The organism is Pigmentibacter sp. JX0631, assembly GCF_029873255.1.
Lineage (GTDB): Bacteria > Bdellovibrionota_B > Oligoflexia > Silvanigrellales > Silvanigrellaceae > Silvanigrella.
The window spans coordinates 2,438,733-2,462,624 of the sequence record NZ_CP123622.1; the positions used below are offsets into that span (position 1 = coordinate 2,438,733).

The window sequence follows — 23,892 nt, forward strand, 5'->3', positions numbered from 1 at the left end:
CTTTTATGAATAAAAAAAAAATAATTAGTTACATTTTTGTTAGTTTATTTGCTTTTATTGTGATATTTTATCATACTTTTCCTTATACATTACTAAAAGAAAATATTGTTATACAAGTTCAAAATCAATTGAATTCACAAAAAATACCCTTAAATTTTTCTATGATATCTTTGAAACCTTACTGGATAACGGGTGTTGAAATTCGAGGATTGGAATTTGAAAATAAACTAGATCACAACGATGAATTGGTGATTAGAAGCATAACTGCCAGGCTCTCTCTTTTACCTTTATTAATCGGTAATATTACTATTAATATGAATATAGAACAAAGAGATGGTAGTGTTGTCGCTAAAGTAGTTCTTCCTCTTTTTGCTACGCTTGCAGGAGATACCAGTTTAAAATATTTAGATCTGCAATCCAAAAATTTTAAACTTGACTCAATATTCTCGCAATTACTTAATGTTGTTCGTCTGAATGAAAAACCAGAATTAGCTTTAGTAACTCCTATTATCGCAAAAACTAAAGTAGGAGGGAGACTTTTTGGAACGGTAACTTATGAAGAAAAAGGTAGGGCTGTTGTAAAATTAAACTTAAAAGAAGCTTTTTTAAATACTGCAAATGAGGCTTTGAATATTCCAATCCAAAACTTTACAACTGCAAATGTTGATTTTGATTGGAATGGAAAGAAAATTCAAATACATCCAAATACCAAATTTGAATCTGAGGATATTAAATTTGATTTAGACGGTTTTATGGAAACCCCTTCCGATCCTAAATTACCGTGGCATTTAGATTTAGGACTTAACTTGAAAATGAGTGGTCAAGTTGAAAAAGATTTTGGTTTTTTAATCCCTCAACTTTTAAATTGTCCTAACAATGTAATAATTGCTGGACTTATGAAACTTAAACTTGTAGGTGATTCAAGCAGTTTAAGTTGTCAATAAAATATATATTTCTTTTTTAATTTTTATAAAGTAGATATAGATTATCTTATTTAATACAGTAAGATATTCAATTCTTGTAAGGAGATAAAAATGAAAAAGAAAATATGTTTTTTTACTTTATTTAACCTTTTTTTTGTAAATATACAAACAAATGCTCTTGAAAAAGGCTTTGTTTATTTAAAAGATATTGATCCGACAATAAAAAGTGATCTAAGATATTTATCGACAAATAATTTTACAAATCAAATAGTACCTGGATATAAAAAACCAGCGGTAATTTTAACTAAAGAAGCAGCTGAAGCGTTAAAATGTGCTCAACAAAAATTCAATAAAGATAATTATTCAATAGTTGTTTATGATGCTTATAGACCTCAAACTGCAGTGAATTTCTTTATGAAATGGAGTAAAGATTTAAAAGAACAAGAAAAAAAATCTTGGTTTTATCCAAGAGTGGACAAAGTGAAAGTATTTGAGTTGGGTTATGTCGCTTCTAAATCAGGACACTCACGCGGTAGTACTGTTGATATTTCGTTAATTAAAAAAGATAAAAAAATAAGTAAAATTGTTCCTGAAGAAAGAAAATATTCTGATGGAATGAAAATTTATTACTTAAACGATGGAACCGAAGATTTTGGTTCTTCATTTGATTTATTTGATCTTGCTTCACATTATGAAAATGATCTCATTAGCAAAGAACAACAAGAAAAACGTTTATATTTAAAAAATGTTATGGATTCTTGTGGTTTTAATAATTACAAAGAAGAATGGTGGCATTTTACTTTAAGAAATGAACCATTTCCTGAAACTTATTTTGATTTCTCAGTGGAATAATTTAGATTATTCCATATTTCATTCTCAAAAATATTCTTTTAATTCAAGTTAAAATATAAAAAAATCACGAATTCTTCAAAAAATCATAAAAAAAATTTTAAAAATCATTCTCTTTTTAAATAGGAAGAGTAAAATTTAAATAATTAGTTATATTATTTTCTTAATTTAAGAAAAATAAATTAATAATTATTTAAATTTAAAATTATAAATATTTATAACACTATTGTGTTCAAATTTTGGTTATGATATTTTAGGAAAATTAATTAATTTCTGTTTATGCATTGCTTTTTACTTGATACTTTGTGTATTCAAGTTCTCTTAATTTATTAAGGAGTTCTCAATTGACTAATATTAAACTGTCTTTAAGATCTGTTAGTTTATCAGTTGCCCTCGTTTTTTCTTTAAATGCATTTGCTAATAAAGATAAAAATACAAATGAATTAAATGAAAGTTTGACTATTGGGATAGAAAAAAGCTTACCTTTAACCCAGGGTGTTGATGGTTTATATAGAAATGATGGTGTTGCAGCTGTCATTTCAGAACCAAATTTTATAATTAGTAATAAAATTAATGGGAAAACGGAAAATAACAAAAATGATTTCATATTGATTGCGAAGGAATATTTACGGTCAAATGCTGCAAAATTCGGCTTAAATCAAAATGCTATCGAAAATCTTGCCTTACAATTTGTAAGAACTGACAAAGAATTCTCAGTAGTCAGATTTATTCAACAAGTACACAATATTCCTGTTTATGGAAGTTCTATTGCTGTAACTGTTAATAATAAAGGAAGAGTAACTTTTGTTGCAAGTAATACAGTAACAGGGAATTTAGAAGAACATAAAGTATTATTAGATAGCTTAACTAGCTTTTCACAAGAACAAGCATTAAAAATTGCTTTAAACTATTTAAGAATAGAAGCAACAAAATTTACCAAAGCAAATTATGTTATATTCAAAGATACACAAAATAATGTTCATGAAGCATGGCATTTTAAAGTAATTCCTGCAAAAGGAAATGGAGATTGGGATATACTAATTGATTCAGCGCAAGGAAATATTTTAAGGGCAGAAAATAAAATTAGAAACTATTCTGCAACTGCAAAAGTTTATAAAACAGACCCCCTGTCTACAGTAAAACTAAAGTATGGCGATGCTGGGTTTGCAGATAACATCGATAATCCAAAATCTTCTAATTCTAGTCAGCAGCCAAAAGATACTCCAGAACTTTCTAAAGCAAGAACGCTTGTAACATTACCAGATGTTACTTTTATAAATAATAATTACTCTTTAACAAGTAAATATGCGGTTTGTGATGATTTTGAATCTCCAAATGACAACGCTTGTCCAGTGCAAACAGCCAATTTGTTTGATTTTGATAGAACAAATAAGTATTTTGATGCAGTTAATGTCTTTTATCATATAGATAATTATCTTCGTTATGTTAATGAAACTTTAAACGTAAGTGTTATGCCGTATCAATATAAAGGCGGAGTTCATTATGACCCACATGGATTGGGAGGTGATGATAACTCGCATTATAGTGAATCATCTGGGAAGTTAGCCTTTGGCCAAGGTGGAGTGGATGATGCTGAAGATTTGATGGTCGTAATCCATGAGTTAGGGCATGGTATCCATGATTGGCTCACTCACGGAAATTCTGAGAATGATGCTGAAAATGGCTTAGGAGAAGGAACTGGTGATTATCTTGCGGCAGGGTATGTCCGTGACATACCTGAAAACTTATGGAAACCGACAGATCCAAAGTATAACTGGGTAATGCGTTGGGATGGTCACAATCCATTTTGGCCTGGTAGAGTTTCTAATTGGCACATTGGCAGAAAATATCCTCAAGATGTCATTCATACAGGGGATAATCATGCTTCAGGGCAATATTGGTCTTCTTGTAATTTAGTTGCACGAGATAAAATAGGAGGCCAAGCTATGGATAAAGTTTTTTTGAGTGGGTTATCAAAAACAGTTGAATCGACTAATCAAGTTGGTGCTGCTCAAGCAATTATCAATGCTGCAAAAGATTTAAAATATTCTAATGATCAAATTAAGGGTATTGCATATGCTTATAATACAGTTTGTTCATATAATGTTAAAATCCCAATAACTGATCCAGAAGAATAAGTATTGTCAAATTTAAGAAGAGAAGTTATGTTGCCTTGGTATTAAATTAAAACAATTATATAATATTGAGGCACATTATGAAAAACCTTAAATATGTATTCTTTTTTGTTTGTATTTTTCTTTTCCAATCAATTCATGCACAAAATTTTAGATCAAAGGAAGAAATTTTTTCTCAATATTTTAAACCAACTATTGATTGTACATGGTTAAAAAAATGTAGTTTTAGACCTCATAAAAAAGAAACTACTACAAAATTCCGTTTTGTTTTATAGTGTAATATTTTTTAAAAGTTTATTTTGAAACCCTGTTAATGACAAAGACCCACCTGAATGAATAATTAAAATGTCTTTTGTTAAATTTTTTTCTTTAATAATATTATAACTTTCATAAAATAGTTTAGCACTATAAATAGGGTCTAAAAGAAAGCCATTTGTTTTACAATTATTTATTATAAATTCAAAAATTTTACTATTTGTAGAACCAAATGATTTTGCATTTGTTGGAGTGTATAAAATAAAATTATTACTTAATGAAATATTTTCCTGAAATAAAGTGTTAAAAATTTTTAAATAAGAATTTAGTAATTCTTTGAAATAAGATTCAGTTCCTGCAATTAGTAGGACATGTATAAGGGTATCTTTTTTGATATATAAAAAAGAAATAATTACAGAAATAGCTGTTAATCCAGTGCCAGAATCAATAAAAATATGGTGAAAATTTAACTTTAATTTTTCTTCATTTTTTAAGATATCATAGGGTAATGATAAAGATCCAGAAAAGGCTTCTTCAGTATTTGCCCCTTCGGGCAAAACAAATATTTTTTTGCCTTCAGCAAGCGCCGTTTTTTGATATTCATTTATTGTCTCTTCTATATTTTCAGTATAAAGAATATTACTTTCTGTTAGAAATAATGAAGTAAAAAAAGAATTTCCAACTAGTGATTCTTTTTTTACTTTAGTATTTAATACTAGAATTGGTTTAATGTTTTGTTCAATTAAAAGTTGTATAGCACTGAGAATATTATTAGAGTTTAATCCGCCTAACAAGATTACTTGACCGTAATCATTCTTAACTAAATAAGGCATTAATGATAGGTATTTTCTGATTTTAGAACCACTAATTCCAAACCCTAATTCATCATCTCTTTTTACATATAAAGTAGCATCGAATTTTATTTGTTGATTTAATTTATGTACTCTTGATGAATATTGATAATTTGCGAAAGTAAAAGATTCAACTTTAGAAAAAAAATTATCTGTTAAATTATTTTTTAATTGCATTTTTCCCTTAAAAAATTCCTGTAACCATAAGTGATAATCCTGGGCGAAAAATATCAGAATTATCTGGTACAACCCTAGTGTATTCATAATATGCACTAAAGGTACCTATTAGCCAATCTAAAATAAAGTAATTAGCGGCCGCCGTGGGAGTAAATTTAAATTTACTTTGAATAGGGGAAATAAAAGTAAAGAGAAAATCAAAAGTATTCCCAAACTTTAAACTTAGCTTTGAGTCAATAGCATAAGTAGCTGCTGGAGTAGCGATTAATTCTAAAGAGCTTCCAACAGTATCTGAAGTATTAAACATAAGAATTTCTTGGCCTTGTAAATTTAAATCGAGCACAAACTTTTCTATCTGACCTAAGCCCATTAAATAATATTGATTGTAGACTAATCCACTGCGTTGATTAGAACTGGTTCTACTAGATACATCTATTTGAACCCCAGCGTTTAATTCAAGATTTTTATAAACTCCGCCACCTAAAAAATATAAGGTGTCTTGAGTATTATCCACAAATATAGCACCACCAGATTGATATATTCTCACTGAATCAGTTTCTTTTTTTAATTCATCTTTTTCCCAACGATAGCTTTCATAGATACTTCCTTCTGCAACAATTGCATCAAGATTACTATACCCGTTCGTTAAATTTTTTACATAAAATAATTTTCCAGCACCACCTAAAAACCATCCTGTAGCATTAGATTCTTTAATTGTATCATAGCTATATATACCACCCATGATGGCACGAAAAACACTTTTATCGCTATACGTATTTGGTAAGGATTGATTTTGAGCAAGAGATAAAGCGTTTGCATCATATTGAATTCCAAATGGAATAATTAGAGTCCAAGGTTTTTCAATATTAATTTTTTTTAAAAAATCTGCAGCTGATTGACGTAATGAAGGATCGAGTTCTGTATCCCAAACTGCTGTTTGAAAAGCATTTTTAGCAAATACTAATTTATTATTAAAGTAATAGGGAACTCCAACATAGTATTCATATTCATGCGCAATTTTGCTTTCTGGTGGGATATTTTTTTTCGCTAATAAAAATTCATTTTCTGCTTTTTCATAATTTTTTTCTTCTAGATATATCAATCCTAATTGCCAATGTGCCATTGGGTAATTAGGGTCCATTTTTTCAGCGTATTGAAAATATTTTTTTGCGTCTTGATTTTGATATAATCCTTTTTTGGCAAAACCAAGATAATAAGGAATTCTAATATCTTTATCCATTTGATTTTGAATTGGAGTGAGTAAGTTAAGTAATTCAAAAAACTCTTCATTGTCTGCTAATACAGCTGCTCTATCTAATCTATCTAATATTTCACCAATTCCATCTATATTTTTAATTTCAAAGCGTTGCTTTAACTCATCTTGTGTAGTTGTTAAAGCAATATAGTTATCTATTGTAGAACTTTTAGGAGTCGCTAATGGTAATACACTACCATCTTCAAAAATTGTAAATTCTAACCCTGGTGTTAGTTTAATACTATTATCACTATTTTTTTGTTTTTCTTCAGATTTTGTAACGCTAGGAATAAGAGTAACATCCCCACTGAATACTAAAAGTCTTGTAAATAATTTTCCGTTTTCTTTATCTCTTGTAATGACAACATCTGAACCTCTGGGTATTAAAACATTTACTTCCGCAGTATAAATATTGATTTTATTTGTAAAGTTTTCAGTATTTGCATCAGTATCATTTCTATTACCAGAAGCTTTAACTCTTAATCCTCCGTAGTTTAACCTTGCTGTTCGCATTTGCTCATCACTTTGTGTAGTTTCTATACTTAAATTAGATGAAGGTAACAAAAATAATACTCCAGACTCAGAATCTGATATTCTAAGAGTATCTAAATTGTCTGTTTGAAAAATACCATCATTCCAAACAAAACTTCTTGATAAAGAACCAATGTATAGAATATAGTCGCTTTGAATCAAAGTGCCTTTTCCATAAATTGCTGAAACTTGTTGAGAAGAAAATGAATCATTTTTATTTTGCTTTGGCTTTACATAATCCATTAATTTATTCAATTCTTTAGGATCAAAGCCTTCTTTCGAACGAATATCAAATTCATATGTGTAAGTTGTTCCACCAAATTCATTATAGGTAATTATTTGTAAGACTGGAGCTTTGTCTTGGTATTCATTTTCTTTTAAAATAATCGGACAGTATAATCCAGTACATATTTTTTTGTTATTAATCGACCATACTATATTTGAGTTTTGTGATGAAAAATCATCTCCAGGTGTTACTTCTAATAAAACTTCTTTATCATAAGCAGCCTGGATATTTAAAGGCGGGCCTGAAGACAAAATAGGGAGTTGCGGATTTAATAAACTTTTTGGAATTTCGGCAAATGCTTGCAGGAAAAAACTTTGGAAAAAGACAAAGAAACATTTTATTGTTGATATTTTAACAATATTAAGATTTTTCCTCATAAGCTTCTCCCGCGAGGAGACTTAAAATTCTTTTAATTTCTGAAATAGTTCCAAAACTATCCTGTTGGAAATTCTTTTTTCTAATAGTTAGTAATAGTCTGCCATCAGGAGTAATACGCATTCCTTTTGTCTTTCTATTACAAACATCAAGAATTCGTTTGATAAGCAATTCACTGTTTTCATCCTCATTGTTAGGTTGTAAAACATTTTTGCCTAAGCGAATTTCAGTAGCATCATCACCTATCGATAAAGATGTAGCTCCTAGTAATAGAAGCCATCTTCTGATTCTGGCAATTTCTGCTAAGTTTTTAACTTCAACAGGTAGAGTTCCAAATCGATCTTCGCATTCCATGATAAGGTTTTGCAATGCACTCTCTTGACGAGCACCAAAAAAGCGACGGTATGTTTTTAAACGTTCTTTTGAATTCTCAATATAATTTTCTGGGATTTGAGCAACTAATGGAATTTGAATTTCAACATCTGTTTGTGTTGTTACTTTAACGCCGCCTAAATTTTTAATAGCATCATCTAACATTTGTAGATAAGTTTCCAATCCTATATCACTGACTTTTCCACTTTGTTCATCACCTAGTATATTTCCTGAACCTCGCATTTCCATATCGTGACTTGCAATAATAAACCCACTTCCAAGTTCTTGGTGTTCCTTTAATATATCAAGTCGTTTCATTCCTTCTTGATCTTCTTTTGCATTCAAGGAAGTTAAGAAATATGCATAACCTCGAGTTGATCTTCTGCCTACACGCCCACGTAACTGATATAGTTGAGCTAGACCAAAATAATCTGCATTTTGTACGATAATCGTATTTACATTTGGCATATCTATGCCTGATTCTATTATTGTTGTGCACAGAAGAATTTGATATTTTCCATCAAGAAAATCTATGATTGTTTTTTCCAAATCTTTTTGAGTCATCTTCCCATGCCCAATGCAAATTTTTGCGTTTGGCACAAGTTTGATTAAAAATTCGTGAACTGAATCTAGTTCTTCAACTCTATTATGCACATAAAATACTTGTCCCCCTCTATTTAATTCAAACAGAATACTTTCAGAAATAATGCTTTCATCAAACGGGCAAACAAATGTTTTCGTTGCCAAACGAGATTTTGGAGGTGTGGTTAATAAACTGAGATCACGCAAACCAACCATAGCCATTTGTAGGGTTCTTGGAATGGGTGTTGCCGTCATAGTAAGAACATCGATACCATAGGACATTGCCTTTATTTTTTCTTTTTGCAAAACACCAAATCGTTGTTCTTCATCTACAATTAATAAACCAAGATCTTTAAATTCAATATCTTTAGAAAGAATTCGATGTGTTCCTATCAAAATATCAATTGAACCTGATTTTATTTTTTCTAAAACTTTACTTGCTGAAGTAACAGAACGATCTAAAATTGTAATATTAGCTGCAAAATCAGCAAACCGTTCCTTTAATGATCGATAGTGTTGATGAGCAAGAACCGTTGTAGGAACAAGCCATGCAACTTGTTTTCCTTCTAACAGCGAGCGAAAAGCTGCGCGCATGGCCACTTCCGTTTTACCAAAACCCACATCTCCACAAAGCAAACGATCCATTGCTTTTGGTTTTGACATGTCTGACATAATTTCTTTAATTGCTCGCATTTGATCTGGAGTTTCGTCAAATGGAAAGGCGTCTTCAAATGCTATATAGTCTTCATCTATTTTTGCAAATGCATGTCCTGGAGTCATAGCTCTTTTTGCTTGGTGTTCCATTAATTCTTTCGCAAGTTTTTCTACATCAACTTTTGCTTTTGCTTTTCTTTTTTCCCATGAGGAGCCTTTTAGACTGTCTAAGGAAGTATTATCAGATGCACCGATATATTTTTGAATTAAATTTAATTTATGAACGGGTACATATATTTTATCATTTTCGGCGTATTCCAAAACAAGAAAATCACCGGTTATGTCTAAAATTTTTATCGTCATTAAACCACGAAAACGAGCAATACCATGTTGCACATGAACAACAAGATCTCCTTCTACAAAGTCAGAATATTGAGCAGATAAAAAAGCTTCTGAATTCTCCTTGGTACTTTTTTTATTCTCTTCATCAGTAAATGTTTCAAAATGTTCTGTAGTTGCAATGCCTCTGATCCATGTTTCAGAAATAGCTAATGTTTTTGTTTCAGAAAGATAGAATCCTTCTTTTGCATTTAAAATTCCTGCGTAAATATTATCGGCTATTTTAGTGCAAGTTAGATTTTTTGCCAAAAGATCTTTACAAGAAAATTGAACTAAATTAAAATTTATATCTTCATTTTTTATTTGCAAATATTTTGCTGCTATTCCATAAAATTCAAGAAAGCTTTCATTATTACTTGCAAGAAATAATATATTATTTATTTTAGAATTATTTAAGAGAGATTGAATTTTATCTAATCTTACTGACAATTTAGTTTTTTCAACAGACTGAATTTCAGTTTGTAAAGGAATAGGTAGTAAATAATTTGATTTAATAAGATTATCATCAATAAAATATTTTTTTCCATTAGATAAATTTGGAAATATATAATCAATAGTCCCTACAGGATAATTTTTTCCAAATGCAGCTTGATAAGAGTTTTCATATAATTTTTCTATTTCACCGATAGATTTTAAAAATAATTGTGGTGAACTATTGAACACAAATGAAATTTCTTGATTTTGTTCAATAAGATTTTTTGTAATAAATTCATGAAAAGCTGGAAATTGTCCAAAAGTAAACATATAAAAAATATCATCAATACCTGCAAATGTTACATTAGCTTTTAAATCTTCTAACAAATTAGCTCTGCCAACTCCCATTACTTTCTGTGCTAAAATTGCTGTATTAAATTTTTCAACCGCATTTTCTATTTGACTTGGATAGGGCCAAACAAACTCTCTTGAAGGTAAAATAGTGATAGATTGCAAGGTTTGAAACGAGCGTTGATCATTAGCACGAAAGGAACGGATTTTATCAACTGTATCGCCGAAAATTTCAATTCTTGAGGGAGTTTTTTCGCCTGGAGTCCAAAAATCGATTATGGAACCCCGGACACAAAATTCTCCAACATCTTCAACTCGCTGAACTTGTAAATAAGCTAATTGATTTAATTGTTCAACTAATAAATCGGGATCGAGATCGTCCCCTATTTTTATTTCATATTTATTGCTTTTTAACCAATTAATAGTAGGAAAATTTCTAATAAAACCAGCAATACTACAAATAATTATTCTAGGTTTATTTGTGGATAAAATGAAACAAGCCTCTATTCTTTTTGCAATAATTTTTCTAGCGGATTCAAAGCGAAAAACACCTGTCTGAGAAAATCCAGGAATATAAATAATATCTTTGGAACTAAAATAATCATTAGTTAGTGATCTTAGGTAGGATTCATATTCTTGAGCTTCTGCTTCTGAATTAGCTATAATTACTTTAGTTAATTTAGGATTTTTTATCAGTTCGGAAACAGTTTCAACTAATCCAGCTTCAATAGAAAAAAAATGCATAAGAAAAACTTTCGTTTAAGATTAAAATTATATTACCATTTAAATTCAGAACTTTGTTGCCGCTCAATAAGTAAACGAACTGCATATTGAATAGGAACATTTTCATATAATACACGATAAGCTATATTAATTATCGTTGTTTCTATACCAAGTTTTTTACTTAATTCATTTGCACTTACTGTTGTTGTTATACCCTCTATTACTTGTTCTGATTCAGCAAATATAGCTTCTTTCGTTTTACCTTCCGAAAGTTTGAGTCCAACTTGTCGATTTCGGGAAAGATCGCCAGTACATGTTAAAATTAGATCACCAACACCGCTTAATCCCAAAAAAGTTACAGGATCAGCTCCCATCTTTACTCCAATGTGCACAATTTCTGCCAATCCTCTAGTAATAACAGCAGCTCGTGCATTATTTCCCAAATTTAATCCATCAACAGCTCCAGCCACCATAGCAATTACATTTTTTAATGCTCCAGCTATTTCTACGCCAATAATGTCTTTTGAATCATAGACACGAAAGTAGGGGCTATGTAAAAGCTGCGAAGAAATATCAAGTAATTTTTTGTCTTTTGAAGCTATAACAACACTTGTTGGCAAACCTTGTAACATTTCTTTTGCAAAACTTGGTCCACTTAATGCTCCAATCGCTGCATATTCTCCCCAAATAGATTCTAAAATTTGAGAGGGAAGCAATAAACTGGATTGTTCAATTCCTTTTGCTGCGGATATAATATTTATTTTTCTTTCAGTTGAAGGAGCTATTTCTGTTTTTTTCCAGTGTTCAAGCATCCATTCACTTACATTTCTAATACTTTGGCATGGGATGGCTAAAATAATAAGTTTAAATTCGCTCAAAGGTGTTTTAAAATCAGCAAAAGTTTCTAAATTACAATTTTTAAGAGAATTGTGCGCTTTAAGTAGTTGAAAGTGCGTTTCTTCTCTTGCTATGATAGTCACAAGGTTTAAAGGTGTATGAATACAAGAAGCTATAGCTGTGCCAAATGCACCCGCTCCAATAACAAGAGTCTTATCCGTTAATGTAAAGACCATAGTTTATCACTCCTCTAGTAATGATTTCTTTGACTAATAGGTTTAAATGAAGCATTTCACCTTTAAAAAACGATATCTTTCATATTCGCTAACGCAGCTGTAACTTTTCTTGGCTTTCACTTTTTAGGTTGAAAGGATAAGCTTAAATAAGTCCTTTTAATGAAAGAAGAGGTTATTATCCATGCCAGATCTTCAAGAAACGTCGAATGCATCTCAAGAACTTATAAAAATGCTGAATAACAAAGTTTTTGGGCAAAGTGAAATCATAGAGCATGTTGTTATAGCAGTTATTTGCAGTGAACATGCATTATTAACAGGTGCACCTGGAGTAGCAAAGACAACTTTGGTTAGAAATCTTGCTGCTGCATTGGGTAACAAATACAAACGAATTCAATTTACCCCAGATTTAACTCCATTCGACATATTAGGCGGCGATACAATTCATTTTGATGAAAAAAATCCCGACCTAAAAAAAATAGCTTTTTCACCTGGCCCAATTTTTTCTCCTTTTATTTTAGCAGATGAAATTAATAGAGCTTCCCCAAGGACGCAATCTGCCTTGCTTGAAGCTATGCAAGAACGTCAAGTAAGCATCGGAGGTGTTTCTCGCCCTTTACCAAAACCATTTTATGTATTTGCTACGCAAAATCCAATCGAAAATGAAGGGACCTTTCCCTTGCCAGAAGCACAGTTAGACAGATTTTTACTCAATTTAGAAATCCCCTATCCAGACTTTGAAGCAGAGGTAAAGGTTGCTACATTAGCAAAGAAAATAGAGGATTTGCCCACTTTACAAGTAGCTGATATTCTCTTAAATTCAAGAGAAATTGTTGAAAAAATCAATATTTCGGATCCATTGCTAAAAGGAATTGTTCGAATCGTTAGAAATACGCGGCCACAAGAATCTAAACTAACTGTCGCAAAAGATTATCTTGATTTTGGTGCCAGTCCGCGAGCAACACAAGCTCTGTTAATTTCTGCAAAAGCACTTGCTTTAATAAGAGGAAAATCAGAAGTTCAATTTGAACATATTGCTGAAGTAGCTCCAGCTGTATTAAGGCATCGTTGTATCGTTAATTTTCGTTCGTTATCCGAAAATAGAAGTTCTACAAGTATTATAAATCAAATAGTTCAAGAAACTATTTTATAAAAGAGATAAAACATATGCAGATTCCCACAACAGCACAGCAAGTAAAATATGCTGTGTTCCTTGATGCTTCAGGAACATTGCTTCAAAGTTCTGTTTCAAATGCAATTGGAGTACAATTATATTTGGATACAAAAAATATTTTACAAGCATTTAAGGATAGAAAAATAAATCAAATTTCAGTAGCAACAGGAGTAATAACGAATTGGGGAAATAGAATCAATGGAATGTTACGAGCATTACAGGTGGATTCTTATTTTGATGTCATTATTAGTTCTGATACCGTCCAAAAAACTAAACCAGATCCTTCAATTTATCATTATGCTTGTACATGTTTAAAAGTGGATCCTAGGCATGCAATCCATATTGGAGACTCCTTATTAGATGATGCTTTGGGAGCTCAAAATGCAGGATTACACGGAATTTGGTTAAAACGCGGTAATTATCTTCCTGAAGAAGCAAAAAACTTAATTCATCCTTATTTTTCTAATTTAAATGACATTTTTCAATATATTCAAAAGAAAATTATTATTTCTTAAAATCAATATATCTCTTCAAATTCACATTGATTAACATTTATCTCCTGAGTGGTTGCTTGAGAATAATCAGGAATACAAACAGCTTTTGTTGGTTGTAACATCTTCCATTCATTTTTCTTTATAGGATTGTCTATTATTGGTAATTTATAGTTACTTTTTGGAGATACCAAAACTATATATTTATTGTCTTCATCAACTAAACGATAAATACACAAGACTTGTTGAAAATTTTCATCACTCTGATTTTTTTTCATTCCAAATAAATGATATAGACTTAAAGCTTTTACTCCTTCATTTAATCCATGAAAAGATTGATAATTTATAAATTGTTTCCAACTACCTGTTTGGGTAGGGACATAATGTGTACCATCTGCATTTTGTTTTATATCTTCTGCTTTAGGACAACTAGCATAAGTATAAAAAGAAAAACCAATTGATAAACAAGCTAAACTGGTTTTAAAAAAGGTAAATTTTTTCATTACTATTCTCCTTAAAATTTTATTATTAAGTTTTTTTCTCAATCAATAGAGATGAAAATTGAATATAAAAATGTATTTATTTTATAACTGCTTGTTAAGCAGAAAGGTTTTTATCATACAAAGAAATAAGAATTATGCAAATAAATTTTTCTGCGAAAAAAAATAAAAACGAAATTAAAAAATATAAAAAAACAACACAATTAAAATTATTATTTAATAATAATATAATGTTATATGCTTATTTTGGCTTAATAAATAGATTACCAATAAATTTAATTACATCTTAATAGATTAATCTTATATAAAATTCACTTAAATAAAAATAATTTATACTTCTAAAGATATCAATATTTTTAAATTTTTTTTAATTAAGTACATTTGCTTTCAGGTAAATCTTCAATTTTATTATATGTATTAAATAAATAACTCAATTCAATTTCTTGAGTTATTATTTTTTTGTTTGGGATATTAAAGTAATGCAGAAATTTATTTATTTCGAAAGCCCAAAAATAATGGCCAAAGTAAGGTTTATCATAGGTAACTATTATATTTCCAGATAATGTTACATTGTATTCAATTACAGCTTTAATTTTTGCAGATTTACCGTACATTGAAATTTTAGTACAGGTTTTTGCAGGTACTTCAAACATTCCCCCCGATTCTATTGATATTTTCTCTGAATTTGTTTTAGATTCTTCTTTGCCAAATGTAAAAGATTCAGTAAATGAATAATTTGAAGTTAAATTTGATTCTTTGATACCTAAAGTAATTCCTAAATTTATAGCTTTGGCAAGAGACTGTTCTTGAGTCCATTTCGTTGTAAAGATATTTTCAAAAGAATGGACAAAGCGTGGAGTCATTTTTTGCATTCTATCCGTTTTATTTTCAAGGATATGTTCTACTAACAATTCGTTGTCCACTTTTCCTTTTATCAACTTTAATTGTTTACTTGAAACAGAAATTGTTACTTCTTTCCAATTATATTCTTTATATAAGTTTCTATGATAATTATAATTACTCCAAGGAGAGTGATATCGAATAAAAGTATTGTCTGGCCTTTTACCAGTATATATTTCAACTAATGAACTGCGAGTAATATTATGTCCTAAATAGAATTCATTTGCCACTTCTTGACTATTGATAACATAGGATTCTTCGCCCGTCAGGAGAAGTTGAAGTTTATTTTCAGTAAATTCTTCCGTATTCAAACCAGTAAGAATAGTTAGTAGAAAAGACATTTAGAATCCCTTTCTAGTAAATAAAATAATTTATATGCAAATTTTTAAAATAATTTCTTATAAGTTAATATTAATTAATTTAAATTTTAAAGCCAAAAAATCTAAAATAAGTAATTACAAAATTAAACTTTATCAAGTGAAAAATATTCTCAGCAGTGTTTTAAGATTACCAAAAAGGTGAAAACTTTGTCAAATTATTTTTAATTTAAATATTAGTTTGGAAATTTTTAATGAATTTTGTAAAGGAAAAATTTTCGGCAATTCATATCTGTACTTAAATTTTTTTATAAAATATTTTTACTGATTGTGCTGAAAAAGTAACTCCACAATAGAATATTATTTCTTACAAAATAAACTCAGTAGATTTACTTTTTCTTAATTGTTTGAAGTTATATATTTACTATGCTCAATTTTTAAAATTTGTTCAGTAGAAACCGTATGAATTTCATCTGGTTTGTGATGATTCCCCCAATAAATTTTTAAAGAACCTGTCCGTGCATTACTTGGTACTTTAATTTTCACAATATCTAATTTATTACCAAAACTATCTTTGCTTGATGCTAATAAATGTGAAGTTTTTTGCGGTTGAGTTACACCAGGAAAATAAATATATCTATTTGCAATATTGTAACCAATTAGTTTAATTGTTGTTTGCGGTGAAGCTTCTTTGGGTAGATCTTCAATCCATGTGTTCATAGATTTATGTCTCCACCCCGCGGTAAATTTATTTTTTGGTGAATCTAGTTGTTTCCATTTACCATTTTCGCAATCGCCTCTATTCATTAGTTTGTATATTGTTACTCCAGCATCTTTTCCTTTTGCTGAGTCTAAGCAATATCCTTGATAAGACATTTTTCGGCAAACCCAAGAAGCAGATTGAATGGCGATACATTTTTTAGGATCTAAAACAGCCAACGCATGTCCTGGAAAAGCCAATATATCACCGCTTCTAGGAATAAAGCTTCCATCTTCTTTTTTTATTGGTACAAAATATTTTAATTCGTTTGTTTTCTTTCTTTTTGCAAAAGTATGACTCAATATTGGCGCATTTTTATGACTTGAATTAAAAGGTAATTGCATTTTTTCACTATATAAGTGCCAAAGAAATCGTGTGCAATCTACTCCATATTTTCGCATAAAATCATACTTATCTTTTGCTTTAGTATATTTATAATTCCAACTAGAATGAATTCCATCAACAGCATACGGAATATCATCCTGCGTAAGTTCTGATTTTGTTTCTTTTGCATAAGTTAGAAAAGCTCTAATTTGAGACGATTGATTTTGTTCATATAAATTTTTCCAATCGACTTGAATTTTAGTTGGATTTACGTAATTTTGATTTTTGGATGCCTGATTTTTTTTAGATTTATAAGTAGATACACAGCTTATGCATAAAATACTAAACAAGCTGATGAAAAAAAATGATTTATGTTTCAGCATGGCTACGTTCCTTGTTGTCATTCCAAACATATTGAATATATACCTTCTCAGGTAGTTTTTTGTATAGGCTTATCGTGCATAAAATGCCTATCTATTTTTCTCATGAGGATTTTTTATTGCAGTAATTTGGCTAAAAAAAATCTAAGCGTATCAAATGAATAAGAAAATTATATTTTTGGAGTAAATAATTATGTATAAAAATGACACACCAGAAAAACCTGAAAGCTTTGGACAGTACATTGCTGTGCATATGAAAAACTTTCGGCGGGAATATGGATTGAGTCAAGAACAATTATCTGAACGTTCAGGTGTTCCAAGAAGTACAATTGCTAGCTTAGAAAGAGGGGAAGGAAATCCAACGTTGCAAGTTCTAGTTGGAATTGCGCAAGGTTTGGGAGTGCAAATGTCAGCCTTGTTGCAAAAACCTATTCCAACGGCGGTGTTGTATAAAAATGGTGACGCAGCGAAAGTTCCAAAAAAATTAATTGATCAAAACGATACCGTATCAAAATTTGTTGATGTCTTACAATTAACTCCTGAAAATTCAAGATATCTTATATTGCAGGAATATTCTTTAAATGAAAAAGAAAGATTTCCAGGTTCTCCACACTCGCCTGGAACAGAAGAATATTTTTATTGTTTTTCGGGTGCGTTTGAAATTATGGTTGAAAGTGAATTTTTTATAGTTGAGGCTGGTGATTTGCTTTGTTTCGATGGGCATCAAAGACATGCATATGCATGTCGTGATGGTTTTAAAACTTCTAAAGGTCTCAGTATTGTAGTCCAAGTCCCAAAATTTTAATCGACAAATGTTTCAGAATGGTTACTCACCAAGTGACTATCGTGATTTAAAATTGCTAATACTGACTGGGACTCAACAGTTTTTTCTGGAGTTGGACTTCCAATTCCCCAATATACTTTTAGTTTTCCTGATTTAGCATCGAATGGTACGGTTATTTTTACTGTTTGAATTTGATGATCTTTTAAATAAATTGGAGATCTTTTAATTAGTCTTGCTTTAACTGGAGTTTTGCTTCCAGTAAAATATATGTATTTATTCGCTAAGTTTTTCCCTGAAAGAACTATCGTTTCCCCTGGTTTCGCCTCTTTTGGAAGAGTTAAAATCCATGTATTAAATGCTTTATGTCTCCAACCAATTGTGAATTTTAACTTATTGTTATCCATACCCTTCCAAATACCATTTTTGCAAAATCTATCACTTGCCAAGTGGTAAATAGAAACTCCTGCTGATTCGCCATAGTCATAGTCGGTACAAAAGCCATTTTCAGATTTTTTACAGAGCCAAATACTAGATTGAATAGCAATACAGTTATCTGGATCTAAGACGGCGATGGTGTGACCTGGAAAAGCTAAAATATCACCTGTTTGGGGTTTAAAACCTTGTTTCGTTTTAGGAACGAGATCAAAGTTTTTTAATTGAGACGAACTATCAGAACTTTTATGAGTAAAAGTTCTACTGATTATAGGGGCTGTATTTGATTTTGAGTTGTATGGTAAATGTAGCATATTTATATACAAGTAACGCAGTAAGCGAGTGCAATCGACTCCGTATCTACGCATAAATACAAATTTGTCTTCAGCGCGGTTGTAGCCTTTTTCCCAATTCAAAGAGATTTTTTTTGAAGGATAGGGAATGTTACCATGCATAAGTCTTTTATTTATGATCTGTGCTGAACGCACAAATTCTTGTGCCAAAGGAGAAGGATTTTCAGCTACAAGATTTTCCCATTTTATAGGATATTCTTGTGGACTAGAAAACGAATAAGCGTAAACTACTGATTGAATTATGAATAACTGAAAAAGAAAGAACAGAACTGTTATAATTTTCATTTAGTTAATCTGATATGGCAACGCTCCCTTTTGCCATAATCTTAGCCTTTCTTTGAATTGAGTCCAAATCGATGCAAAGCTCATTTTTGATTTTATTTAAGATATTCAATGTATTATAACTTAAATGAAAAATAATAATGATAATTTTGCTGATAAAGGATGCCCAAGCAAAAAGTTTTCTGTTGGAAGACTTCCGATTCTTCCAGAAAAGGTTCAAGTTAGATTACGAAGTTACTTGAGCAGAATATCTATACAGAGCTTGCTCAAAAGTAATGCTTTCTTTAAACCAGCAGGTTTTATCTTTTAGATCCCTAATATGTTCAACCCATTTTTTGTTTGTTCTTTTTGTAGGCATTTATGAATTTCTAGTTTGGGAAAGAAAAAAGAATTGAAAGGAAATGAAAAAACACCCTCAATTCTATAAAAAAACAAGTTATAACAAAATGTTAAGTAAATAAAGAAAAATATAAAAAACTTTTAACTCCTTTTTTTAAGAAATAAAAATTTAATATGCATAGGAAAACAATTGCCTGAATTTTAAAAATCACACTAGTGCATAATGAAAATCGGGATAAAATAAGCAGTATTTAAATGTCTTAATAACATATAAAATTTAAATTTAGTATTATTAGATAGATAAACAAAAAAATAATGAATATTAATATAAATATAAAAAAATATTAATAAATTTAATGATATTTAATGATAATGTAATTATTTTTAAATAAATTATTGATTTTTATAAATTATATATATATCAAAACTTGGTTTAGTTGATTAAAAAACTATCAAAATTTAACAAAAGGAATAATATGAAATTAAATATCTGTAATTTAAGTGTTTTTTCATTAACCCTCCCATTTTTATTTAGTTGTGGGAATGCGGTGGATAATAGGCGAAAACAGCCTAAAGCTAATGAAAATGTAAATCTTCCAAAGCAAGAACATCCAAATAAAGAGATTCATGAATTTGAAAAAAAAATAACTGAACTTACAGCTGAAAAAGAGAAGTTAAAAAAAGTTATAGAAGATTTAGAAAAAAGTTTATTAAATTCAAATAGTCTTCAAATTGATTATAAAAATAAAATTAAAGAGCTTATAGATAAAACAAAATCAATGCTTGAAGTACATTTTAAATTAGAAAATGATACAAATTTTGATGGCTTGATAGAGATTTTGAATGGTTTTAATTCAATTGTTGATCCTAATAATTATAATTTTGATAATTTATTTACTGCTTTAACTAATTATTTTATCCATTATTTTTTAGTTACTTATAAAGATAAAATAAATGCTGAAGTGACACCGATAATTTATGAACTATTGGATGGAACTAATAAATTAGTTGATTCTAATAAAATTACGGAAAGTAAAGAAAATATTACTGAGAAAATTATTAACGGTAATATAGGCCAAATTATAGAAGAAATTAATCTGAATATTAAAAATATAAATATAAATTTAGAAAATAAAAAAGAAGCTGAAAAACTAGCCGAAAAAAATAAATTGCTAAAAATAATAAAAGATATTAATCTCGATGGAGAAAAATTATTTCCAAATAAAAGACAAGAGGATCTTAAAAAAGAAATTGAAAAAGAAGATTTTATTATAATTTTAAACAAAGAAATTAATAGAATTATTATAAAAATTAAAGAAAAAAATAAATCTGATATTTTAAAAAAATTAGGTATTCCAAGCAATGAATATAATACTTTTAAATTGAATGAATTTGAAAAGAAAATAAGATCAGGAATGGAAACTAATTTTAAGAAAGAAATGCTCGACTATTTAGTTAAGAAAAATATAATCAAAAAAATTGAAGATAAAGAAAGTCATTTTGATGATTTTAAAAACTTACAAGATGCTATTTATTCTTTAAATATTAATGCTTCAGCAAAAGATTTATATCAATTAATAATAGATCATTTATTGTTAGTTAGAAATAGTAAAAATGATGAAATTACTAAATTAAAAGAAGCATTGAATAAAAAAGAAAAAGAAATTGAAAAAATTTCAAAAACAAAGTCAATTTTTTCTGCATTAGAACCTTTTCCAGGAGTGCAGAATATGAATTGTGCAGAAGATGAAAGCTTAACAAAAAATAAAGCTTTGGAGTATTCTGACTTTAATGACAATGGGAATGATCCTAATAAAAAGCCCTATCTTATTGAAATTTCCTCAATAGATAATGATAGAAAATATAATAATTTCAAAAGATCAAAAAATAGAATAAATCAATGTTCTAATAACAAGCTAGATTCAACAATTAATAATGAAATTGTAAATATAGAATTTTTTAAATATAATGATCTTAATTTTAATGATGCTTTTATTATTCATGTTGAAGATAGAATGAAAAAATTATATTCATTTTATTTTTCTGAACCTGTAACTTTTCGTATTCGCTATGAAAAAAGACATTTTACTGGGATGATTGATTCAAAAACTAACGAAAGATATAGTGCAGATATTTACACTAAATTGAATGAATTTGAAAAAGTAAATCTTAATAATGATCAATATAATGAAATGCATGCAATCTTGTTTTCAAGATATTTTTCAAATCAGATTACCCATGGACATAGTTCTATTAGTAATAAATTTTCATTTTTAAATGTTGATGATAAATATGAGTTTTGGCTTGTAGAAAATAATAATTTTTCTGGTCCTTTTAGAAATAATGATCAGTTACAAGATGCGAAGAAATATATGAAAATCGAAATCACGAAACAAACAGGCCTATTTCCAGAAGATATATTTATTAATGCATGCTTTTATTCGAAAATTAATGATAGATTAATAAAAAAATGTTTTAATGAAAATTTTGGAAAAAATATTAATTTAAAACAATATATTGAAGTAAAGACTAATAACTAAAAAGAAATGGTGTTTAAAATGAAAATGAAATTATTTTTCTTGTTTATGTTTTTTCTAAGTGGCAATATTCATGCAAAAAATGTTGATGAAACAAAAAAGTATAAATGTGAGATTGAATTTGATTTAGGAAAGTTTGAAATAAAACAAAAAACAGGTTTAGAAAAATGTTTGCAAAAAATACCTGAAAATGATGTTATAAAGTTGATATATATCATTTCATCTGCAAACCATATTGGTGATGTAAAAAAGAACGAAATATTGGCGCAAAAACGTCTTGCAGCTGCTCGTTCTTTTTTAGACACACAAGCAGATCGTTTTAAATTGGCAGTAACAGAAGAATTATCTATGGGTAGAAACCATGTTCTTGGTAAAAAAGTGCACATTTTAATTCTGACAACTAATAAATTATCACCAGAAATTAGAACAGTTGAAATAGTAAAACCAGTCGAAAAAATTGTGGAAAAGAAAGTTTATATTGAAATAAATAAACCTATTGAAGCAAAAAAAGAAATTCCAAATTATTCTTTTTTTGTTGGATCTAGAATTGCACGCGATATTTTCATGAAAGATGAAATTGCACCCTATTTTTCGTATGGCTTAATTTCAGGCGTTCAATTTTATGCGCATGAGCATGTGAAATATGAAATTGGTTTAAATGCAAACCAGTTAGTAAATGATGACGTTTATTCAATTAGCACGGGATATGTCTTAGCTGGAGCTTATTTGACCAGTTCTAAAAGTGAAGGATTTTTTATTGGGGTTCGTGGATTATCAGGAATTGTAGCAAATCAAATTCGGCAAGCTGATTACGATGGTGGTGGTGAAGGTCGCATTGGATATGAAACCCAAACTATGAGTATCGGATTTGGAATAGGTAGAACCCGTTATACAACAAGAGCTGGACTTGAGTTGGCTTTAAAACTTTAGTTCACCTGATAAGGTAACAATCCTGTTGGGCGTATCCCTATTTTTTCTAGCTTGTGCGCCTTTATCGCTTCAAAAACTATACTCCCCATTGCATTTCTGGTTTCAACCGTTGCACTTCCTAAGTGTGGAAGTATAAAAAGATTTTTTGCTTTTTTTAAATGCTCAGACATAACAGGTTCATTGCAAAAAACATCAAGCCCAGCACCAAATAAGTGATTTTGATTTAAAGCATTTGCTAAAGCCTCTTCATCGATAAGTTCCCCTCTCGCTGTATTAATCACTATTCCTGTTGGTTTTATTTTAGCAATTCTTTCTTTATTTAACCAATTATTTGTTTGTGCATTCAAAGGACAATTTAAAGAAACAATATCTACAGTCTTAAAAAAATCATCTTCATCTAATAAAGTAATGTTGTTACTTTTCTCAGAAAGGTTTTCTTTTGTTTTTTTATGGTTTAATGCATAGCAATTTAAACCAAATGCTTGTGCCCGCTTTGCTAGTGCTTGACCAATTTGGCCAAATCCCACAATCCCTAAATTTTTATTTTTTAAGCTAGTGCCTAAAAGAAAAGTTGGACTCCAGCCAGGGAAATGTGCTGTTTCGTTAAGAATTGAGTATCCTTCGCCAATTCTACGGGAAACGCATAATATTAAAGTCATTGCAATGTCTGCAGTCGCTTCCGCTAAAACGCCGGGAGAATTTGTAACTCTAATTCCTAATTGAGAGGCAAAAGAAATATCAATATGGTTATATCCCACGCCAAAATTGCCAATGTGCGAAATATTTGGAAAGTTTTCCTTAATAGCGATAAGTTCACTTTTTCCAATTTTATCAGTAATACAAGTAACAAAAGAGAAATATTTTTCTAAATTATCAGCTTCTTTTTTAAATTGAACGATGCTCTCAAAAATAGAATTGTTTGGGGTAGAAGGTAACAAATGTCCTTGAATATTGAGCAAAGGATCAGAAAGTGGAATTCCGGGAAAGTTCTGGGTTGAGAGAAAATGGAAGGTGTTTGAAGTTACTGAATTCATTTTTATATTCCCTAAAAATAAGATCTTCTAACTGCGCATAACGCAAATCTTCATCCGAAATAGGAGAGTTTATCTCTATATCACAATAGTTAATCTGATTTTTTAGGATATCATTCAAGTCAAAACTAAAATCCATGTCTTCAAGCATAATTC

General features: G+C 29.4%; 19 protein-coding genes. 9 read left to right on the top strand and 10 right to left on the bottom strand.

Translation table 11 applies throughout. The features are described from left to right. The first annotated feature begins 5 nt into the window (after positions 1 to 5). The 4 genes from gspN to QEJ31_RS10735 all read left to right on the top strand — a co-directional run bounded on the left by gspN (position 6) and on the right by QEJ31_RS10735 (position 4,182). Positions 6 to 944 (top strand): type II secretion system protein GspN, encoded by a 939-nt coding sequence (gspN, locus tag QEJ31_RS10720; RefSeq protein WP_280590021.1) that lies wholly within the window; start codon positions 6 to 8, stop codon positions 942 to 944. A gap of 90 nt (positions 945 to 1,034) precedes the next feature. Then, positions 1,035 to 1,775, top strand: a complete 741-nt coding sequence (locus tag QEJ31_RS10725) for a M15 family metallopeptidase (RefSeq protein WP_280590022.1) — start codon at positions 1,035 to 1,037, stop codon at positions 1,773 to 1,775. 341 nt (positions 1,776 to 2,116) lie between these two features. Beyond that, positions 2,117 to 3,910, top strand: a complete 1,794-nt coding sequence (locus tag QEJ31_RS10730; protein WP_280590023.1) for a hypothetical protein — start codon at positions 2,117 to 2,119, stop codon at positions 3,908 to 3,910. Between the two features lie 77 nt (positions 3,911 to 3,987). Continuing rightward, entirely contained in the window at positions 3,988 to 4,182 is a 195-nt protein-coding gene (locus tag QEJ31_RS10735) for a hypothetical protein (RefSeq protein WP_280590024.1), read from the top strand. Here QEJ31_RS10735 and QEJ31_RS10740 read toward each other — a convergent pair. The 4 genes from QEJ31_RS10740 to QEJ31_RS10755 are packed head-to-tail and all read right to left on the bottom strand — an operon-like array spanning position 4,177 to position 12,205. Further along, a complete protein-coding gene (locus QEJ31_RS10740) occupies positions 4,177 to 5,190 on the bottom strand; it encodes a hypothetical protein (RefSeq protein WP_280590026.1) in 1,014 nt (337 codons plus the stop codon). The two genes, QEJ31_RS10735 and QEJ31_RS10740, sit on opposite strands and share 6 nt — an antisense overlap. Positions 5,191 to 5,197: 7 nt before the next feature. Beyond that, positions 5,198 to 7,639 carry a tetratricopeptide repeat protein gene (locus QEJ31_RS10745; RefSeq protein ID WP_280590027.1) on the bottom strand — a complete coding sequence of 814 codons (2,442 nt, stop codon included), beginning with the start codon at positions 7,637 to 7,639 and terminating at the stop codon, positions 5,198 to 5,200. Then, entirely contained in the window at positions 7,623 to 11,153 is a 3,531-nt protein-coding gene (gene mfd, locus QEJ31_RS10750; protein WP_280590029.1) for a transcription-repair coupling factor, read from the bottom strand. Before mfd ends, QEJ31_RS10745 begins: the two co-directional genes overlap by 17 nt. A gap of 32 nt (positions 11,154 to 11,185) precedes the next feature. Then, entirely contained in the window at positions 11,186 to 12,205 is a 1,020-nt protein-coding gene (locus QEJ31_RS10755) for an NAD(P)H-dependent glycerol-3-phosphate dehydrogenase (protein ID WP_280590031.1), read from the bottom strand. A 181-nt stretch (positions 12,206 to 12,386) separates the two neighbouring features. Between QEJ31_RS10755 and QEJ31_RS10760 the strand changes: the two genes are divergently transcribed. Together QEJ31_RS10760 and QEJ31_RS10765 are read left to right on the top strand one after the other, a co-directional pair. Beyond that, positions 12,387 to 13,355, top strand: a complete 969-nt coding sequence (locus QEJ31_RS10760) for an AAA family ATPase (protein ID WP_280590033.1) — start codon at positions 12,387 to 12,389, stop codon at positions 13,353 to 13,355. Between the two features lie 14 nt (positions 13,356 to 13,369). After that, positions 13,370 to 13,891 (top strand): HAD-IA family hydrolase, encoded by a 522-nt coding sequence (locus tag QEJ31_RS10765; protein ID WP_280590036.1) that lies wholly within the window; start codon positions 13,370 to 13,372, stop codon positions 13,889 to 13,891. A gap of 2 nt (positions 13,892 to 13,893) precedes the next feature. Here QEJ31_RS10765 and QEJ31_RS10770 read toward each other — a convergent pair whose 3' ends face one another. From QEJ31_RS10770 to QEJ31_RS10780, 3 genes are all read right to left on the bottom strand, one after another. Next, the gene (locus QEJ31_RS10770; protein WP_280590038.1) at positions 13,894 to 14,370 is read right to left on the bottom strand and encodes a hypothetical protein; all 477 of its coding nucleotides are present in this window, start codon (positions 14,368 to 14,370) and stop codon (positions 13,894 to 13,896) included. A gap of 368 nt (positions 14,371 to 14,738) precedes the next feature. Further along, on the bottom strand, positions 14,739 to 15,608 hold the full coding sequence (locus QEJ31_RS10775) for a hypothetical protein (protein WP_280590039.1): 870 nt from the start codon (positions 15,606 to 15,608) through the stop codon (positions 14,739 to 14,741). Positions 15,609 to 15,983: 375 nt separating this feature from the next. Further along, a complete protein-coding gene (locus QEJ31_RS10780; RefSeq protein ID WP_280590041.1) occupies positions 15,984 to 17,051 on the bottom strand; it encodes a hypothetical protein in 1,068 nt (355 codons plus the stop codon). A 190-nt stretch (positions 17,052 to 17,241) separates the two neighbouring features. Here QEJ31_RS10780 and QEJ31_RS10785 point away from each other — a divergent pair, with 190 nt between their 5' ends. Then, entirely contained in the window at positions 17,242 to 17,853 is a 612-nt protein-coding gene (locus QEJ31_RS10785; RefSeq protein ID WP_280590042.1) for a helix-turn-helix domain-containing protein, read from the top strand. On the opposite strand, the gene QEJ31_RS10790 is transcribed toward QEJ31_RS10785, so the two are convergent. Further along, positions 17,850 to 18,902, bottom strand: coding sequence for a hypothetical protein (locus QEJ31_RS10790; protein ID WP_280590043.1), 1,053 nt, complete (start codon positions 18,900 to 18,902; stop codon positions 17,850 to 17,852). The genes QEJ31_RS10785 and QEJ31_RS10790 overlap by 4 nt on opposite strands. Before the next feature lie 223 nt (positions 18,903 to 19,125). Then, complete coding sequence (locus QEJ31_RS10795) at positions 19,126 to 19,257, bottom strand: hypothetical protein (protein ID WP_280590044.1); 132 nt, start codon at positions 19,255 to 19,257, stop codon at positions 19,126 to 19,128. A gap of 457 nt (positions 19,258 to 19,714) precedes the next feature. Here QEJ31_RS10795 and QEJ31_RS10800 point away from each other — a divergent pair, with 457 nt between their 5' ends. Then, the gene (locus tag QEJ31_RS10800) at positions 19,715 to 21,778 is read left to right on the top strand and encodes a hypothetical protein (RefSeq protein ID WP_280590045.1); all 2,064 of its coding nucleotides are present in this window, start codon (positions 19,715 to 19,717) and stop codon (positions 21,776 to 21,778) included. Positions 21,779 to 21,796: 18 nt separating this feature from the next. Next, the gene (locus tag QEJ31_RS10805) at positions 21,797 to 22,705 is read left to right on the top strand and encodes a hypothetical protein (RefSeq protein WP_280590049.1); all 909 of its coding nucleotides are present in this window, start codon (positions 21,797 to 21,799) and stop codon (positions 22,703 to 22,705) included. Here the strand turns inward: QEJ31_RS10805 and QEJ31_RS10810 are convergent. Next, positions 22,702 to 23,739, bottom strand: coding sequence for a D-glycerate dehydrogenase (locus QEJ31_RS10810; RefSeq protein ID WP_280590052.1), 1,038 nt, complete (start codon positions 23,737 to 23,739; stop codon positions 22,702 to 22,704). The two genes, QEJ31_RS10805 and QEJ31_RS10810, sit on opposite strands and share 4 nt — an antisense overlap. Positions 23,740 to 23,892 lie beyond the last annotated feature (153 nt).